We start from the raw sequence: 18958 nt of genomic DNA on the forward strand, positions 1-18958 counted from the left end.
ACCTTATGCGCCCGCATCACTCTTTTTTGCTCACATTCATCTCATGCCCTTCCCCCGTATCTACGGCTTCGATATAGTCGGATAAGGCCGTTTTATTTTCGCCTGGTAATTTCGGACATTAAGGAAGGTCGGCAATGCAATATCACCGTATCCCCCACAGTTCTTTAGAAGTAAGCCTGCTGGGTCTGGGCACCATGACCTTTGGTGAGCAAAACAGCGAAGCCGATGCCCACGCTCAACTGGATTACGCCATCTCGGCAGGTGTTAACCTAATCGATACCGCCGAGATGTACCCAGTACCGCCCAAACCTGAAACTCAGGGACTGACCGAGCAATATATAGGTAGCTGGCTTAAAGCCCGCGGTTGTCGCGAAAAAGTGATCCTGGCAAGCAAGGTTTCTGGCCCGTCACGTGGAAACGATCAACCCATTCGCCCTGCGATGGCATTGGATCGCAAAAATATCCGCATTGCGCTGGATGCCAGCCTTAAACGCCTCAATACCGATTATCTCGATCTCTATCAATTACATTGGCCACAGCGGGAAACCAACTGCTTTGGCAAACTGAATTACCGCTACGCGCAGGAAACCGCCACGGTCACACTGCTAGAAACGCTGGAGGCACTGGCAGAACAAGTCCGCGCAGGTAAAATCCGCTATATCGGCGTGTCTAATGAAACCCCTTGGGGTGTGATGCGCTATCTGCAATTAGCAGAAAAGCACGACCTGCCGCGAATCGTTTCTATCCAAAACCCTTACAGTTTGTTAAATCGCAGCTTTGAGGTAGGTCTGGCTGAAATCAGTCAGCACGAAGGTGTAGAGTTACTGGCTTACTCCAGCCTGGCATTCGGCACGCTTAGCGGTAAGTATCTGAACGGCGCCAAACCACCTCAGGCACGTAATACGCTATTTAGCCGTTTTACTCGCTACTCTTCGCCGCAGGCACAGTTAGCCATAGCCGAATACGTGGCGCTGGCTAAAAAACACGGACTGGACCCAGCTCAAATGGCGTTGGCTTTTGTTCGTCAACAACCGTTTGTCGCCAGCACGCTGCTTGGTGCAACCACGTTGCCACAGTTGAAAAGCAATCTGGATAGCCTGCATCTGATTCTGGATGAAGAAGTTTTGCAAGGTCTGGAAGAAATTCACACTCGTTATACTTTCCCCGCACCTTAACTGTAGCAGTGGTCGCTAAATGCAAAAAGGCCGTCACATTGGACGGCCTTTTCTATATAAAATTATATAATTATATCAGCGTCGTTTCTGCCACCACTGCCATACCCACAGTGACGCTATAGCCAAAGCGAAGATGACACCGAACCCAATGCCTACGGCCACCACCGGTGCACCCAGTTTGATTACCAGAGAATACAGCGCCAGCATCAATAACATCGCGGTATTTTCACCTAAATTCTGTACCGCAATGGCATTGCCTGCGCCCACGCTGTGTTTTCCACGCTCTTGCAGCAATGCATTAAGAGGAACCACAAAGAAGCCGCCGAGAATCCCGATCGTCACCAGTAATAAATAAGCCATCGGCATACTCTGTTGCAAAGAGAATGCCGCTACCGCAACGCCGATCAAAACCCCGGCAGGCATACAGCGTCTGACCGTTTTCAGTGTAACAAAGCGCGCTGCCGCCGCTGCGCCGATCACAATCCCCACCGCTACCGTTGCGTTAAGGATCGTCGGCGTCGCGTTATCAATGATCCCCAATGCCACCGGAACCCAAAGTACCAGTAGAAAACGCAAAGTGACTCCCGCCCCCCAAAAAAGGCTGGTTCCGACCAGCGAGAAACGCGTTTCCCCATCTCGCCACAGCGTCTTACAAGCGGCAAAAAAGCGACGACTCATCACTGTCGGACGCCAAGATTGTCCACGACGGGCGGCGGAAAGACGAGGAATAAACAGGTTAGCGACCACCGCAGCGGCGTAAACCAGCGCACACACGCCTAAAGCGATACTCAGATTCCAGTCCGCTAACATTCCTCCAGCCACAGAGCCAATCAAAATTGCGGCAATGGTTGAAGCCTCCATTAAACCGTTGGCTTTCACCAATTGATCGCCGGAAGTAATTTCTCCCAGGATACCGTATTTAGCTGGTGAATAAGCCGCAGCACCAATCCCAACCAAGCTATAACCGAAGAACGGATTCAAGCTAAAACAGATGGCTAACGCCCCCGCTAATTTCAGAGCATTAGCGGTCATCATGACTCGTCCTTTGGCAAAACTATCGGCGAACTGACCGACAAAGGGTGCCAAAATGATATAAGTCGCGACAAAGGCCATTTGTAAAATCGGCTGGCTCCAATCGGGATAAAGCTGCTGCTTAATCACTGCCAACGTAACGAATAACAGCGCGTTATCACCAAAGGCCGAAAAAAACTGCGCCGCCAAAACGGCCATCATTCCGCGAGATAATAATGGCTTATCATCTGTTGCCCCGTGCTGGGTCATGCTTCCATCTCCGGGTGCTCCGCCATTTTAGCCAGAGTGACAAAATCGGGTTTACCGCTGCCTAGTAACGGCAAAGCTTTCAACGGGCGAATATCGCGCGGAACGGCTAACTCTGGAACGCCACTTTCCCGCGCCGCGGCGGATAAACGTTGACGCGTCATATTGCTATCCGTTGTGAACAACACCAATGCCTCTCCTTTCCCACTATCGGATTTTGCCGCAGCCGCGTGTTGATAATCAGGAGAAACCCGCAGTGCCAGCTGTTCAACGCTTTCCAGAGACACCATTTCCCCTGCTAGCTTAGCAAAACGTTTCATTCGGCCACGAATAGTGCAAAATCCTTTTTCATCTATTGAGACGATATCACCGGTGTCATACCAACCGTTCTGTAGCTCTCCATCAGCATTTTCCGCTACCGGTGGCTCCAGCACATCAGGTTTTTCAACGCGCAGATAACCTTTCATAATATTTGGGCCGCGCAATTGCAAGCGGCCACCCTGTTCAATTCCAGGAACTTTGATCAATCGAGCTTCCATCGTCGGCAAAATTCGCCCAACCGTACCGACTTTAGCCGCCATTGGCACATTAATCGCCACCACCGGCGCGCATTCCGTTACGCCGTAGCCTTCAAGGATGCGAATACCGAATTTATCCTGCCAAATCTGTTTGGTTCCTTCCGCCAATTTCTCTGCGCCAGCAACCACATAGCGCAAGCGGGCGAAATCATAAGGATGAGCAAAACGAGCGTAATTACCAAGAAAAGTCGAAGTACCAAACAACACGGTACAGTTTCGATCATAGACCAGTTCTGGCACGACCCGATAATGCAGCGGGCTAGGATAGAGAAATACCCGACTACCAGTCATTAATGGCGTGAATAATCCAACCGTTAGACCAAAAGCGTGGAACAACGGCAATGACGACATAAAGCGATCTCGAGGCGTAAAATCAGCAATAGTGCGAATTTGCTCGACGTTGGCAAGTAAACTTCCGTGAGAATGCACAACACCTTTGGGATGGCCTTCCGAACCTGAAGTGAACAGAATCAGCGCTGCATCTTCCGCTTTCTGAGCCACCATAGCGCGACGAGGGAGAAAGAGATGGAATAGAATCCAGAGTTTATCCGTCAGACTAACCGTATCCTTTAAATCCTCCAGATAGACCCAATGGGCCTCGCTCACCTGTTCAGGTAAATGAGTTAGCTTCCCTTTCTCAAGGAACTGGCGCGACGTCACAATGGTTTTCAGGCTGGCCGCAGTCATGGCACTTTTCAGCCCTTTAGCGCCGGAAGTGTAATTAAGTAACGCCGGAATACGCCCACTCAGTGAAGCACCGAAAATAGCCGCGGCGGTAATAGTTGCGTTAGGCAAAAGCATACCGACTCGCTCACCCGATTCGGTAAAACGTTGTAATATCCGGCTCACTCCCAAGGATTTCTTTAATAACGTCTGATAACTATCTTCTTTAAAAGCGATATCTTCGATACACGGCTTATGGCGACCATAACGATCTCTGGCAGACAGCAAAGCTTCGAACAGCGTTTCACGTGGGATTATAGCCATACGTGCCGCCATCATAATCTCATGAAGCTTTTCTCCTGCCAGTATTCGGCGTTCTTTGGCTCTGGGTGCCTCAGGCATCGGTAATTGGGTTGCTGGCAGGACGTAAATACTGATTTTGGGGAACCATTGAAGCTTTAATATCCCCCCCAGGCGGCCAAAGTGACTCAACTCAGGCCCCTCTAAACGCACGGGAATAACTGTCGCACCTGATTTCGCCGCAATAAAGGCCGCACCATCATAAATCTTCATCAATGAACCGGTCACGGTAATCCGGCCTTCTGGGAAAATGACGACGGGTTTTCCCTGCTCGACCATTCTTACTAACTGCTTGATCGACATAGGTTTTTCTGGATCTAGTGGTACGAAATCTACGTAAGACTTTAGCCAACGCATATACCAACTTTCCGTCACGCTGGAATACACGGCAAACACAGGTTTTATCGGTAAGAACAACGCCAATAATATTCCATCGAGAAATGAAACATGATTGGGAGTAATCAGAATTTTTTGATGGGAGAACTGATCGCCGATACCTTCAATGGTGACGCGAAACAGTCGACGAAAAAGGGCGCGCAGTAAGCGGAGAATCATATCCATTTCTCTATCAGTCGATGAGTCAGATAAATGCAGAATACTATAATCACAGCATTTATTCCGCTAACCAACGTAAGAGAATCTGCATGGAAAAAAGAATAAAAAAAAACCTACGTATCTACGTAGGTCGGTGTAAATAAAAAACTGGCTCTAACACACAGCGTATGTTGATTACTCACCAATTAATACCTCTGGGATATCAACTGTACCGACTTAACCCAAAGCTCAGCCAGCAAATAATCGCAATATTTACGCGCAAAGTGTAACCAGCAATGAACTTTGTCAGAAACAAGATATATGCTGTTAATTCATGTAACTACGGCCATATTTAAGGCTGAAGTTACCGGCTTCTCATCAACTGTATCCCTGCCAATTGCGCCATTATTATAACGCTCTGACCTCCACCAAACAGCTCATTGCATTTGGGCCCTGCGTTAGTGGTGACGTTCCTATATCCAAAGTTAATACATTCGGGTTTCCAGACTGCTCTATCTGATGCCGCTGTTGGCCAAAACCGGGATCAAACCAGGCTCCAGTCGCCATCAAAACGACGCCTCTCGTCACACCGTCCGTAATGCTCACACCGGCCAGACAACTGCCGCGAGCGTTGCTAACCAGCACTTCCATACCTTCGGTAATAGTTCGTGTAGCGGCATCATCTGGATGCATAAATAAAGTTTCGTGTCCGGCAGTTTTGTTTGATTGCGCCAGCGGCGCGGGATCAAGCTGGCTGTGTAGCCGATCCGCTGGCTGGATTGAGATCAAATGCAATGGCCATTTTTCAGCATCGACACTGCCCAACCACTCTACCGGCGGTTTCCATTCAGCGTGAGGAGCAAAATCTTCGTATTGATAGCCCGCAATTTTCTCACTGAACAATTCTATTTTACCGCTGGGTGTCTGTAAGGGATGCGCCTGAGGATTCGAACGGAACTCATCGAAGAAAACGAACTCTTTCTGCGGGGCAGGCAAGCCAACATAGCCCTGCCGCCAGAAATCCTCAAAGTCCGGCCATTCCACGCCTTCGGCACGCTGCGCTACACCGCACTGTTGATAGATATGCGCGATCCACGCCATTTCATCCCGATTTTCAGTGAAAGCTTCCCGATAACCTAAACGTTCGGCTAAATCAGCAAAAACATCAAAATCGTTTCGCGCCTGATGCTGCGGAGCTATCGCCTGATGCATGGCTAAAACATAACGATCGCGCGAGGAACCACCAATATCATTGCGTTCCAGAGAGCTGGTGATGGGTAGCACGATATCCGCCATTTTAGCCGCTGGCGTCCACCAGATATCCTGCACAATAACGGTATCTGGCTTTTGCCACCCTTTCACTAGCCGATTCAGTTGCTGATGATGATGGAAAGGGTTTCCTCCCGCCCAGTGCACTAAGTGTATATCGGGGTAGGTATGGGTTTCCCCTTGAAATGAGTAACTCTGCCCCGGTTGAAGCAGCATATCGCAAATTCTGGCAACCGGAATTGCCAGCCCGGACGGATTTTTACCCACCGACATAGTCGGTGCCGGTGTATCTATACGCGGGTTCCCAACGCCATTCATTGAGCCGTGCCCGAAAGAAAATCCGCCGCCGGGTAAGCCGATTTGCCCCAACATCGCCGATAGCGCAATCATCATCCAGTAAGGTTGCTCACCTCGATGAGCGCGCTGGATGGAATAAGAACAAGTGATAAAACTACGTACACCAATCAATTGCAGTGCAAGTTTTGCAATGCGATCGGCAGGAATACCAGTAATCTGGCTGGCCCACTCCGGAGTTTTGGCTACACCGTCATGAGTGCCGCGAATATACTCCGCCAACTGCTGGTAGCCAACGCAGTGACTAAGAAGGAAAGCCTTGTCTTCAGCACCACGGCGCTGAATTTCATAGGCCAGCCCCAGCATCAGCGCGACATCAGTATTCGGACGAATGGGTATCCATTCCGCATTTACGAATTCCGGGCAATCATCACGCATAGGGCTGATATTCACGACCGGAGTGCCTTTTCTCACCAGTTTTTCCAGCCAGGGCTTGAGAGAGTGCTCCGCAGCACCACCGGATGATACCTGCGCATTTTTTAACGCTAAACCGCCAAAAGCGATAAAAATCTCGCAGTGTTCCACCACACTTGGCCAGGAAGTCACTCGTCCAGTCAGTGGGCTAAACGTTCCAATGACGTAGGGCAGGAAAAACTGAGCCGCACCCCAACTGTAATTACCCATTTGGTCAACGCCGCCACCGCCGCTAAAGTAAAAACGCCGAACTAGCGAACGAGCGTGGTGTACTCGCCCTGCGGAAGACCAGCCATAAGAACCGGTAAATAGGCCAGACGGGCCATATTGCTCTCTGACTCGGCGGTTTTCTTCCGCAACCAGATCCAGCGCAACATCCCAATCTACCTCAACGAAATCTTCCCGCCCGCGTAAGGTACGATCGCTTCCCTCTCGTTTCTGCAACCATGAACGGCGTACCGCCGGTTTTCGGATGCGTTTATCGGAATAAACCATAGGTACGATAGAGTTTAATAGCGGCGAAGGATCGGGATCTTCTACAAAAGGTTCACAACGAATGAGTTTTCCGTCTTCAACCACGGCGGTATAAGCGCCCCAATGAGCAAGCTGCGGGTAACGAGTAATGGTCATGGCGCTCTCATATAGATCAGTAAAATAGATAAACCTGCAGATGAAAATACCTTCGCCAGCTAGCTAGTTCAACGAACTAATTAAGCTAAACAAGTTCTATTTTGCCTAACCTTCCGGTACTCACCTTAAGTCGCAATAGAAAATGCTCTCTTTTCCGTTTTATTTGGTTTTATCTGGCCAAGTTGCGATCTCTCCCCCTTGCGAGAAGCATTTTTTTCCGCAAAACTGAAGGATGTAAGCGATTACCCTAAAAGTTTATGGAAAAGAAATGGCCACTATTAAGGATGTTGCCAAACTGGCAGGCGTGTCTGTTGCTACAGTTTCACGCGTAATCAACCAATCCCCCAAAGCCAGTGAAAGTTCCCGCGCGGCGGTTTTAAGCGCAATGGAACAGCTACAGTATCACCCAAATGCCAATGCCAGAGCTCTTGCACAACAATCAACAGAAACCGTTGGCCTCATCGTTTCCGATGTTTCGGACCCCTTTTTTGGTGCAATGGTCAAGGCTGTTGAGCAAATTGCCTATGCCACAGGGAATTTCCTGCTAATTGGTAACGGTTACCATAATGCCGATAAAGAACGGCAAGCCATTGAGCAGTTGATTCGCCATCGCTGTGCCGCATTAGTAGTACATGCGAAAAAGCTGCCCGATGAAGAGCTTGTTTCATTGATGAAACAAATTCCCGGAATGGTTTTAATCAATCGGACACTGGCAGGATATGAAACACGCTGTGTCGCTCTTGACGATCGTTACGGTGCCTGGCTGGCAACCCGTCACCTTATTCAGCAAGGTCATAAACGCATTGGAATTATCTGTTCAAACCACCAGATTTCAGACGCTATTGACCGTCTTCAGGGCTATCTGGATGCGCTAAACGAGCATGATATTCCCGTGGATGAAAAACTGATCGCTTATGGCACACCAGATGAACTGGGCGGCGAGCAGGCAATGACCGAGTTATTAGGTCGCGGCAAGCAAATCACTGCAATAACCTGCTACAACGATTCAATGGCCGCTGGTGCTTTATCAGTACTTAGCGATAACAGCATTGATGTACCACAGGAAATCTCTCTTATTGGTTTTGATGATGTTCTGATCTCTCGTTATTTACGCCCTCGCCTTACCACTATTCGCTACCCGGTAGTTGCGATGGCAACTCAGGCAGCAGAGCTGGCTTTGGCTCTGGCTAACCAGACCCCACTCCCTGAAATCACCAACATGTTCAGCCCAACGCTGGTTCGTCGGCACTCGGTGACCAATCCGCCAAATCGTACAGAACATACGGAGTAACCTGCACTTATCCCTATTATGTTAAACTGCGCGCCCTGGATATCAGACTGGCTAAGAGGTTAGTGCTTAATGATTACTATGCTAGATGTCTCTATACGTGCTGGCGTTTCAAAAGCGACGGTTTCTCGCGTATTAAACGGCACTGGGCAAGTGAAAGAAAGCACCCGGGCTGCGGTTTTCAAAGCAATGGACGAACTTGGCTATCGCCCTAACTTTTTAGCCCAATCTTTAGCGAATAGAAGCTCAAACAGCATTGGCCTGGTGGTTTCCAATTTTAACGGCCCTTACTTTGGTCGCCTGCTACATCAAGCAGCCACGCTCACCGAAGCCAGCGGCAAACACCTGATCGTAACTGATGGCCACGATACACCAGAAGGAGAGCGTCAAGCCGTCCGGCTGTTGGCAGACAGGCGCTGTGACGCCATCATTCTCTATACGCGTTTTATGGCTGAGGCTGACCTGATGGCGTTACTTACCAGCCTACCCACTCCGCTTATGGTGGTTAATCGCGATTTACCTCAAGCGCGTGAGAGGTGTGTATTCTTTGAGCAGCAACAGGCCGCTTTTAACGCCGTTAGTTATCTGATCCAGCAGGGTCACAGAGATATTGCCTGTATCACTGGCCCTATTAATACGCCGACTGCGCTATCCCGTCTGTCTGGTTATCGTCAGGCACTGGCCGTTCATGATATTCCTTGTAATGATTCGCTGGTTGTTCAGGGCGACAGCAACGTGGCCAGCGGCTATTCCGCCTGTCATGAATTACTGCATCATAATCGGCATTTCACCGCTCTTTTTGCCAGCAATGACGATATGGCAATAGGTGCTATGAAAGCACTTAATCAAGCTGGAAAGAAAATGCCCCAAGATGTATCGCTATTCGGTTTTGACGATGAACCCAGCGCAGCCTATCTGCAGCCGGCGCTGTCCACCGTATACCTGCCTATTGACGCGATGATCGAGGCTGCGATAACTCAAGCTTTAAAATTAATCGATGGCAAAAGCGTTAATCCCTTATCACCTTTCATCGGCGAGTTAAAAATTCGCGAATCTGTCTCTCCCGGCCCCTATAAACCCTAAGTTACTGTTAGACAAAACCGCTCGCCATACCTTATTCGCCAAGATGCGAGGCGTTTCGCATTCTTTATCCTGACATTTCCCTTGGGATAAAAAATGCTTCATTCTGCTTTAAAACTTGGCCAACCTCATATTTCACAGGACGAGAATGGAGGTATTAATGTTTAAAATCATTGGATTGAGAAATACAAAGCGGCTAACTCACATTCGTGACGGAGAATACCTGAGCAATTTAAGGCTCTATCATCAACAGCGCGGGTATTCAAAAATATCAGGGCAGAATCATGCAGGGAAAGGGAGTGGGGGTTTGCAACGCAAGGCTCAGACCGCCAACGGCAGCCTAAGCATCAGTCTTCGCCAATCTTTAAAGCATTTCCAAGGCAACCAGTTCTTCGATAGTTTGGCGGCGGCGAATCAATCTCGGTTTCCCATTTTCAAACAAAACTTCTGGCAGCAATGGGCGACTGTTGTAATTGGAAGACATCGACGCACCATATGCCCCGGTATCATGGAACACCAAATAATCACCTATTACAGCCCGGGCCAAAGCTCTGGTTTCCAGCCCACCGCCAGCTTGCTGAGTAAATACGTCACCAGATTCACACAATGGTCCGGCAATCACCGAATCAATCAAAGGCTCATTGGTAATATCTCTGCCATCGGCAGGTAATAACGAAATATGGTGATAGCTACCGTACATGGCGGGTCGCATCAGATCGTTAAAACCAGCATCGACTAATACATAATGACGGCTACCCATATTTTTTACCGCCCTAACCTGTGCAACCAGAACGCCTGATTCAGCAACAAGAAAACGGCCAGGCTCAATCTCAAGGCTAATTGGGTGGCCTAAATGTTCAGCGATTTGCTGTCTGGCTTTATTCCATAGGCCGTAATAATGTTCGGTATCGATAATATCCTCCCCATATTGGTAGGGAATGGATAAGCCCCCGCCGGCAGATATCGCGCTGATATCCTGATCCAATTCGATTACCTGACGTACCATAGCAGCACAGACTTGTTCCAAATGTTGATAATCAACACCAGAACCAATATGCATATGAATGCCAACCAGCTTTAACGAGTATTTTTGGATTTCGGCTATCGCCGCAGGCAGATCTTGATGCCAGATACCGTGTTTGCTGTTCTCTCCACCGGTATTAGTTTTCTGACTGTGCCCGTGGCCAAATCCGGGGTTTACCCGGAGCCATACGGGATGCCCCGGTGCATGCTCACCAAGCTGAGTTAGCATATCAATTGATCCAGCGTTAACCGGTATATCTAACTCGACAACACGCAGCAGAGTCGTCTGATCCAATAAATCAGCGGTAAATACAATCTCTGCAGGCTCTTGGCCCGGCTGAAAACCGGCTAACAAAGCTCTTTCAATTTCCCCTAATGAAACGGAGTCGACCTTAACACCCTGCTCACGCATTAAACGTAGAATATGAATATTCGAACACGCTTTCTGCGCAAAGCGTATCACATCAAAATTACGCAACTGATTGATACGTTGTGCAATAATATCTCCGTCATAAGCCCAAACCGGGCATCCGAAGCGCGCAGGTAATGCCAGCAGGTTTTCGGCATTCAGGGCGGAGGAAGTATCAGTCAGAGAGAGCGGCATAGGGTTTCCTTTTGGGTAAATCTATTCTGATTAATTTATTGGCTAACTCATTATTAGTCATTCACTTTGGCATTCAAAATATCTATTTACGCACAGTCTATTCATTTATGATATAGCATGAATGCGTTGAAACAGATCAAATCGCCGGTGCACAGGAGCGAATAATGCCCGCTATTTCATTACGACAAATAGAGATTTTTCATGGTGTTATGACAACTGGCAATTTGACGGAGGCCGCAGCTCTCTTACAAACCTCACAGCCAACGGTAAGCCGCGAACTGGCTCGTTTTGAACAGTTAATTCAACTTAAGCTTTTTGATCGTGTACGCGGTCGGCTCTACCCAACGGCGCAAGGATTAAGACTTTTCGAAGAGGTACAGCGCTCTTATTACGGTTTAGACCGCATTGTGCAAGCCGCGGACAGTATTCGCCAGTTCCAACAGGCGCAGCTCTCAATTGCCTGTTTACCCGTTTTTTCACAATCACTACTACCGGCGGTGTGTAAGCCTTTTATCGATCGTTACCCGGAAGTGAGCTTGAATGTAATACCGCAGGAATCGCCGTTGTTGGAAGAATGGTTATCGGCTCAACATCATGATTTAGGTCTGACCGAAAATACACAAACGCCTGCGGGAACCCAACGATATACATTAATGACGCTCAATGAGGTTTGCGTTTTGCCTGCGGACCATCCATTGCAAAGCAAAAAGGTGTTAACACCGCAGGATTTCAACGGTGAGAATTTTATCAGCCTGTCGGTAACCGATAGCTACCGACAATTGCTGGATAATTTGTTTAATGAAGAAGGAATTAGTCGCCGTTTAGTGATGGAAACCCACAGCGCAGCATCAGTTTGTTCAATGGTACGAGAAGGCGTCGGCGTGTCTATCGTGAATCCGCTTACCGCACTCGATTATGCGGCAAGCCATCATGGGCAAGGCGTTTGCGTGCGCCCCTTTAGCGTCGAGGTTCCTTTCACGGTTAGTCTAGTTCGGCCATTGCACCGCCCCTCTTCCGAATTAGTCGACACTTTTATTGCTCATCTAAAACAGCAGGTAACACGCTTTAAGACACGTCTGACCAACGTCATTACCCGCTAACTTGGTTAACACCAGCGAGTCGCGAACGCCGGAAAGTATAAAGGCACAAGAACAGCCCAAGCAGTGCAAGCAATGCAGCAGCTAAAGGCACTGCATTTAATCCTAAGCCTTGTGCAATAACCACACCGCCGACCCAGGCACCTAATGCGTTACCCACGTTAAAAGCAGCAATATTCAGAGTAGAAACCAGATTAGGTGCTTTTTTCCCATAAGCGACAACGTTGATTTGTAACGCTGGCACGGCAGAAAATGCCGCCGCAGACCATAAGAACAAAGTCAGTTCTGCTGCTAGCAATGAATAACTGCTCCAGCTAAATAAGGCAGAGAATACGGCAATCAGCAAAAAGGTCATGGTCAAACTCACTGACAAGCGCCAGTCTGCTAAACGACCACCAACGATATTCCCAAGAGTTAAACCTAATCCCATCAGTAATAGCGTCCAACTGACGCCAGAGGCGGAAACCTTGGTTACCTCAGTCAATAACGGTGCGATATAAGTGAACAGAGCAAACATAGAGGCGGCGAATAACACTGTCATCATCAGTGAAAGCCAAATTCCCGCCCCGCGCAACGCAGCGATTTCTTTGCATAAATCCGTAGGTATTTCATCTTTAGAATCAGGGAGTTTGGCATATAGGGCGAACAGTGATAACAGCCCAATCGCGGCCACAACCCAGAAAGTCGATTGCCAGCCAAATGCCTGCCCCAACGCTGTTCCCAGCGGTACGCCCAACACATTAGCCAGCGTTAGTCCGGTGAACATTAATGCTACCGCGGAAGCCCGGCGATTAGGCGGCACCAAATTGGCCGCTACGACGGCACCAATACCGAAGAAAGCACCGTGACATAACGCAGTAATAATGCGAGCCAGCATCAAAAAATCGTAGCTGAACGCTAAAGCGCACATAACGTTGCCAATTATAAAAATAACCATTAGCAACAATAGCGTCTTTTTACGCGGCAATTTTGCCGTTAGTACCGCCATAATAGGCGCGCCAATGGCTACGCCCAGAGCATAACCACTAATTAACCACCCAGCTGTTGGTATAGAAATATGTAAATCACCGGCCACCTCCGGTAATAACCCCATAATAACAAACTCGGTCGTACCTATAGCAAAAGCACTTAACGCCAGTGCCAGTAGCGAAACAGGCATACAAAAACTCCCAGTCAAAAATATCCCTCAGCCGTTACGCGGACGGATTAACAATGTAAAGATCTTATGCTCGGCCTAAAAAACCGACGGGTTATTGAGTCGAAAAGAATGACAGAATAAGTGGGAGCGAGTGTAGGCTCATCAATATAACCTTATAAATTTCAAGTATTTATTTTCTCATCCTGCGAAACAGAAGTAACATGAATGCAAATAGAAAAACCAGAGTTAAGCGAAATCAATCAGGTTTGAAAAAGAGATCCTAGGTTAACTATATGAAGATAGTAATAACGCTTTCCTCTGAACCTGAATATAAATATGTTCGAGAAGGTTACTAACTCGATTCATTTCATCATGCCTTGCCATTGTTCACTGGTCGCAAACCACTCAATTAAGAAGTCCAGCAGAGTTCTTAGCGTTGTAGGCATCTGTCGCCGCGAAGTATAAATACCATAAATGCCCATCGCCTGAGGTTGGTAATCTGGCAATAGCTGGACTAAATCACCAGCGATAATATGTGGCATAGCCGAATAACTGGGCTGAAGAGTAATTCCTACGCCTTCCAAAGCTCCGCTGAGCAGGACAACCGACTCATTAGCGCTCAGGTTGCCGCTAACCGGTACCGAAGATTTAATCCCCTCCTGATCGAAATGCCACAAACTTTTGCCAAAATAAGAATAGGTCAGACAATTGTGCAGAGCCAAATCCTGGGGAGTCTGGGGAATTCCCTTATTTTTCAGATAGGAAGGAGCAGCACAGACTACGGAATAACAGGTAGAAAGCGGACGAGCAATTAAATTAGGATCTAATTCATTGGTGATGCGGATGGCCAGATCTATTCGTTCCTCAACCAAATTGATAGCGCGGTTATTCATCTGTAAATCAATAGCAACCTGAGGGTAACGCTGCAAAAATGCCGCGACAGCAATGCCCAGCGCAGTTTGAGCTAAGGATTGGGAACAACTGATCCTGAGTAATCCACGCAATACATCGCTTTCGCGCCCATCAACCAGATCCATTTCATTAGCCAAAGCCAGCATTTTCCGGCAACGCTCCAGAGTGGTTTCTCCCGCGTGAGTTAAACTAAGTTTACGCGTTGTCCGATGCAATAATCTGGCACCAGCCCATTGCTCCATCTGCGCCAGATAGCGTGTCACCATCGCTCGGGACATCTCTAGCGCTTCTGCGGCAGCAATCATACTGCCCCGATCGACGATGGCTACAAATACTTCAGCGGCCGTTACTCTATCCATAATTAGTCCTATTTAAGCAACAAACAATTGCTCATTATCCGGTTTTTATTGCGTGATATGCAATTTATTATTATTCCCGTACCCAGCAGCTAACAGCCAATAGGATGACTAATATGTTTACTAAAACCCTTTTACAGATGACATTTGCCAGCATTGCAACTTTCGGGGCTATTTCCACCGCCGTTGCAGCGGAACCGCTGAAAATGGAAGTGTATAACCCTGGCGAGAAAAGTATTTTCCCTGTTTCTTCTGAAATTATCAGTGGAAAAACTGAGGTTGTATTGATTGATGCTCAGTTCCAACGTAATGATGCAGAAGCTCTGATTAAGAAAATCAAAGATAGTGGCAAAAAGTTGACCACCATTTATATCAGCCAATCTGATCCTGATTTCTACTTCGGCCTTGATGTCATCACCAAAGCTTTCCCTCAAGCAAAAGTGATCGCAACACCTCAAACTATCGAAGAAATTAAAGAAACAAAAGACGGTAAAATTGCGTATTGGAGCGGGATTCTGAAAGATAATGCACCAAAAACTGTCATTGTACCTCAACCGTTAGTAGGCAATAGCTTCACCGTTGACGGTGAAAAAATTAGCGTAGAAGGTTTAGATGGCCCATCGCCAGAGCGTACTTTCGTATGGATTCCAGCACTGAAAGCCGTTGTGGGTGGCGTGGCGGTTTCCGGGGATATTCACCTGTGGGCCGCCGATAATCAAACTGTGGAATCTCGCGATAATTGGTTAAAAACACTGGATGCGATTAAGGCATTAAAACCCGTTACCGTAGTACCTGGTCATTTCCTGGGTGATGCGCCGCAAACATTGGAATCAGTGAATTTCACACAAAAATACCTGACAACGCTAAATGCTGAAATTCCGAAAGCAAAAGATTCAGCGGAATTGATTTCGGCGATGAAAAAACATTATCCAAATCTTAAAGATGAATCTAGCTTGGAATTAAGTGCGAAGGTGCTGAAAGGTGAAATGAAATGGCCACAATAATTGCCATCTATCAGAGCTGCAGCATTTAAAGCATTCACGAGGAAATAAATATGTCCGGTACCACATTACACTACATTTTCGATCCACTGTGCGGATGGTGCTACGGCGCCGCCCCACTGGTAAAAGCGGCGCAGGCCATACCAGGGCTTTCCATCAGTTTCCACGGAGGTGGAATGATGACTGGAGAAAACCGCCGTCAGATAAATGCAGAGTGGCGTAGTTATGTTATGCCTCACGACCAGCGCATTTCAGGACTGACCGGACAGCCATTTGGCGATCGCTATTTCGATGGGTTGCTGAAAGATACTTCAGCCATACTAGATTCGGCTCCACCAATTACCGCTATTCTTACGGCAGAAATAATCGCAGAACGCGGTTTAGATATGTTGCACCGTATTCAGCACGCACATTATTTTGAAGGTCGTCGGATCGCAGATACGCCAGTGTTGATCGAGTTAGCTACAGAACTAGGTTTAGATGTACAGTCATTTAGCCCAGTATTTCAGGAAACCTTAAGCACGGCGACGGCTCAGCATATTGCTAATAGCAGAGCTTTTTTGGCTAAGGTACATGGCCAAGGTTTCCCGACCTTTATTCTACAAAATGAAAAGGGCGAAATGCAGATTATTAATGCTGGACAATATCTTGGAGATCCAGCGGGATGGACTCAGATGTTAAATGAAGCTATACCTTAGAGATATTACGAGTCTGGTTGATTCATTTATTTTGACAATCAACCAGACAACTTATTTTTGCGCAACTTTAAGAATATAGAATAATTTTTTGGTAAAACGCATATCACTTTTTACCCGCCCCATAACCCACTGTTTAAATCGCCACTTATATACGAAAAAAAAATCATACAATTTATAAATATAAAAGCAAGATTCAGGTTTTTTTGCAGTTAATATTATTGACTCGTTCCAATAGTCTTGCCGTTCCCAAAGGATGACCTTGGGATTGCTCCATAATAACCGTATTACAATCCAACAAGAAAAATAGAGGATAACTTATTACATAAGGCGCTTTGAGTAAATTATTTAGCTCTTCATCATTGCTCTCTTCAGGAACCATAGAGACTACTTTTCCATTAAAGATATTCATCTTGATATCTAAAACTCTAAACAACATTTCCCGATTAACTTTAAAGCTTGCATGATCATCATAAATATCAGCAGAGGTAGTAATCTCACGACCCAAAATGGTAACTCTGGCATTAAGATGGTACTGGTCTAATGGTGTTTTAATTAACTGGTTTACTTCCCAATACCCCTCTATTTCTCTCATGGGATTGAAGTAGGCATACAGAAAACCAAAGCTACTACCAATAATCCCACCCAAAAATGCAGATAGAACACAAAAACCAATTATTTTCTTGTACATAAAAACTCACCGTCCACTCGCCCACAAACGTTATAGCTTCCGTCACTATTTTTTTTCAACATAAGGTTAGGATGCTTACGATAAAGCTTTAAAAAATCCGCGTCTTTCTTTTCATCCAGATTAATAAGTATAGGCAAATCCTGATACTTTACTTTGAAGATGTTAATTTGGTATTCATTAAAGAAGAAAACAAATGAAAAATAAAAAGCCGCGCTAAAAGAAAGTACAACAAGCAATAACTGTGTTAACTGGAAAGGCTTTCTTACATTACGAGAAATTAATTGAGCGTCGTCATTAATTACCTCTAGCACTTTAGGAGTTAATTCATTTTCATCAGCGTTATAAAATACCCGTTTAGGCTCCAAACCTAAACAATATCCTTTTTTTGGTATAGTAATAATTAATTCATGTTTTTTATCATTTAGCGCATTGCGCAGGTTACTGATAGTTTGCGTCAAGGTATTGTCCGTAACATAGCTATCAGTCCAGATTGTCTTTTCTATTTGCTCACGAGAGACAGGGTCTGGATAATTATCACACAATAGAGCAAGAACTTCGGACTCTTTATTTCTAAGTTTTACCTCATTCCCATCGTGTTCAACCGCTCTAATCTTAGGGGTAAAAGTGATATCTCCAATAAAAATCCTATCCATTAGTCCTCCGTTTCAACATCCATGCCGCTTTGTCGGCCTGCTTGGACCTGTCCCATAGCAATAGAAGTTTCAGTATGGCATTGAAATAACTACACAACCCCTAAAAATATCAATCCATGAATGTTCTAACAAAAAATCAATAAACTATAAAACACCACATAAGCGCAAAATTCAATATAGAAATCCGAAAAATAGATTTTTACATCATATATCACACAAAAACATCGGCGATTCTCATGTAAGTATCCTCGCTTCAGTTCCACATTCTTTTTGAAATTTCCAGTTTATCGGCCATCAGCCGGTATGCTTTTGGTGTCAGATTATCCGGGGATGCATGGGGCCGCTCAATGTTATATTCAGCCAGCGATCCGTCATTTCCCGTGCTTCATTCAACGTTCTAAATAGGCAAAATCCAGTATTTCGGTCCAGTACGTCTTGTTAAAACGTAAAACATCCGATAAACGCGTTCAGTGTCGGCTTACCCGGTTTGATGAATTCTAGCCGCACACCATGGGTCTTCAGCCCATTGTGCAAAGCCAGTGATATCAGTTCCAACCCATTATCCATCCGCATCTTCAGCGGATATCCACGGTTTTCCTCTATCCTGTCCAGCTCGCGGACAGCACGCTGCGCTTGGATAGTCAGGTCAATTTCGATAGCCAGAGCTGCACGGTTAACATCATCCTTTACCTTGAAGCGCCGAAAACGTCGATCGCACACCAACTCGTCGTGCATAAAATCGATAGACCCGCTCTGATTGAGTACTCCCGGCGTGGCAGCGGAGTCGGATTACGATAACATAGCGGGGATAGCGCTCAGCATTCCAGACTCAGATCTGCAACCATCTGTTTCAGAAGATGATTTTATCCTCAAGATCTTTCATCTTTTTCATATCAGAGGCTCGCATCCCAACTTGCTTGGCTCTCCAGTTGTAGTCTGAGGCTTCAGAAACCCCAGCTGCGCGGCAGGCATCCTTAACGGTGCGTCCGGCTTCGACGGACTTCAGAACGGCAATGCTCTGGTGCTCAGTGAATCGGGCTTTTTGCATGGTGAACGCCTAAAAAGACATAATTAATATGTCGGTAGATCTTTAGAAGTAAATGGTTCGTTTTGATGGAATAGGGACAGATCCAAAGGCTGCTCAATTTCTCCCGTTAGATATTTA

At 46.8% G+C, this 18958-nt stretch carries 14 protein-coding genes and 1 pseudogene; 6 read left to right on the forward strand and 9 right to left on the reverse strand.

What is annotated here, in order from left to right; all coding sequences use genetic code 11:
- Positions 1-134: 134 nt before the first annotated feature.
- Positions 135-1175, forward strand: a complete 1041-nt coding sequence (locus tag DBA33_RS16800; RefSeq protein ID WP_064514845.1) for an NADP(H)-dependent aldo-keto reductase — start codon at positions 135-137, stop codon at positions 1173-1175.
- Positions 1176-1250: 75 nt separating this feature from the next.
- Here the strand turns inward: DBA33_RS16800 and lplT are convergent, their stop codons facing one another.
- The 3 genes from lplT to DBA33_RS16815 all read right to left on the reverse strand — a co-directional run bounded on the left by lplT (position 1251) and on the right by DBA33_RS16815 (position 7255).
- Complete coding sequence (gene lplT / locus DBA33_RS16805; protein WP_120806850.1) at positions 1251-2456, reverse strand: lysophospholipid transporter LplT; 1206 nt, start codon at positions 2454-2456, stop codon at positions 1251-1253.
- Positions 2453-4609 carry a bifunctional acyl-ACP--phospholipid O-acyltransferase/long-chain-fatty-acid--ACP ligase gene (gene aas, locus DBA33_RS16810; protein WP_120806861.1) on the reverse strand — a complete coding sequence of 719 codons (2157 nt, stop codon included), beginning with the start codon at positions 4607-4609 and terminating at the stop codon, positions 2453-2455. Before aas ends, lplT begins: the two co-directional genes overlap by 4 nt.
- Before the next feature lie 387 nt (positions 4610-4996).
- Positions 4997-7255 carry a molybdopterin guanine dinucleotide-containing S/N-oxide reductase gene (locus DBA33_RS16815; RefSeq protein ID WP_120806851.1) on the reverse strand — a complete coding sequence of 753 codons (2259 nt, stop codon included), beginning with the start codon at positions 7253-7255 and terminating at the stop codon, positions 4997-4999.
- Between the two features lie 268 nt (positions 7256-7523).
- On the opposite strand from DBA33_RS16815, the gene galR reads away from it, so the two are divergent.
- Both galR and DBA33_RS16825 read left to right on the forward strand, forming a co-directional pair.
- Positions 7524-8546, forward strand: coding sequence for an HTH-type transcriptional regulator GalR (galR, locus tag DBA33_RS16820; protein ID WP_064514851.1), 1023 nt, complete (start codon positions 7524-7526; stop codon positions 8544-8546).
- A gap of 69 nt (positions 8547-8615) precedes the next feature.
- Positions 8616-9626, forward strand: coding sequence for a LacI family DNA-binding transcriptional regulator (locus tag DBA33_RS16825; RefSeq protein WP_064514852.1), 1011 nt, complete (start codon positions 8616-8618; stop codon positions 9624-9626).
- A gap of 361 nt (positions 9627-9987) precedes the next feature.
- On the opposite strand, the gene lysA is transcribed toward DBA33_RS16825, so the two are convergent.
- The gene (gene lysA, locus DBA33_RS16830) at positions 9988-11250 is read right to left on the reverse strand and encodes a diaminopimelate decarboxylase (RefSeq protein WP_064514854.1); all 1263 of its coding nucleotides are present in this window, start codon (positions 11248-11250) and stop codon (positions 9988-9990) included.
- A gap of 164 nt (positions 11251-11414) precedes the next feature.
- On the opposite strand from lysA, the gene DBA33_RS16835 reads away from it, so the two are divergent.
- The gene (locus tag DBA33_RS16835; RefSeq protein WP_064514856.1) at positions 11415-12350 is read left to right on the forward strand and encodes a LysR family transcriptional regulator; all 936 of its coding nucleotides are present in this window, start codon (positions 11415-11417) and stop codon (positions 12348-12350) included.
- Here the strand turns inward: DBA33_RS16835 and DBA33_RS16840 are convergent.
- Both DBA33_RS16840 and DBA33_RS16845 read right to left on the reverse strand, forming a co-directional pair.
- The gene (locus DBA33_RS16840) at positions 12340-13506 is read right to left on the reverse strand and encodes an MFS transporter (RefSeq protein ID WP_064514858.1); all 1167 of its coding nucleotides are present in this window, start codon (positions 13504-13506) and stop codon (positions 12340-12342) included. The two genes, DBA33_RS16835 and DBA33_RS16840, sit on opposite strands and share 11 nt — an antisense overlap.
- 341 nt (positions 13507-13847) lie before the next feature.
- The gene (locus tag DBA33_RS16845; RefSeq protein ID WP_120806852.1) at positions 13848-14756 is read right to left on the reverse strand and encodes a LysR family transcriptional regulator; all 909 of its coding nucleotides are present in this window, start codon (positions 14754-14756) and stop codon (positions 13848-13850) included.
- A 113-nt stretch (positions 14757-14869) separates the two neighbouring features.
- Here DBA33_RS16845 and DBA33_RS16850 point away from each other — a divergent pair, with 113 nt between their 5' ends.
- Both DBA33_RS16850 and DBA33_RS16855 read left to right on the forward strand, forming a co-directional pair.
- The gene (locus DBA33_RS16850; protein WP_064514862.1) at positions 14870-15757 is read left to right on the forward strand and encodes an MBL fold metallo-hydrolase; all 888 of its coding nucleotides are present in this window, start codon (positions 14870-14872) and stop codon (positions 15755-15757) included.
- A 50-nt stretch (positions 15758-15807) separates the two neighbouring features.
- Positions 15808-16452 carry a DsbA family protein gene (locus DBA33_RS16855; protein ID WP_064514863.1) on the forward strand — a complete coding sequence of 215 codons (645 nt, stop codon included), beginning with the start codon at positions 15808-15810 and terminating at the stop codon, positions 16450-16452.
- Positions 16453-16645: 193 nt separating this feature from the next.
- Here the strand turns inward: DBA33_RS16855 and DBA33_RS16860 are convergent, their stop codons facing one another.
- From DBA33_RS16860 to DBA33_RS16870, 3 genes and pseudogenes are all read right to left on the reverse strand, one after another.
- Positions 16646-17140, reverse strand: a complete 495-nt coding sequence (locus DBA33_RS16860; protein WP_064514865.1) for a hypothetical protein — start codon at positions 17138-17140, stop codon at positions 16646-16648.
- Positions 17125-17793: a winged helix-turn-helix domain-containing protein gene (locus DBA33_RS16865; RefSeq protein WP_120806853.1), complete on the reverse strand. Its 669-nt coding sequence runs from the start codon at positions 17791-17793 to the stop codon at positions 17125-17127. Before DBA33_RS16865 ends, DBA33_RS16860 begins: the two co-directional genes overlap by 16 nt.
- A gap of 253 nt (positions 17794-18046) precedes the next feature.
- A pseudogene (locus DBA33_RS16870) lies at positions 18047-18841 on the reverse strand (transposase).
- Positions 18842-18958 lie beyond the last annotated feature (117 nt).

The organism is Yersinia sp. IP36721, assembly GCF_003634395.1.
In the GTDB taxonomy this organism is placed as follows: Bacteria; Pseudomonadota; Gammaproteobacteria; order Enterobacterales; family Enterobacteriaceae; genus Yersinia; species Yersinia entomophaga.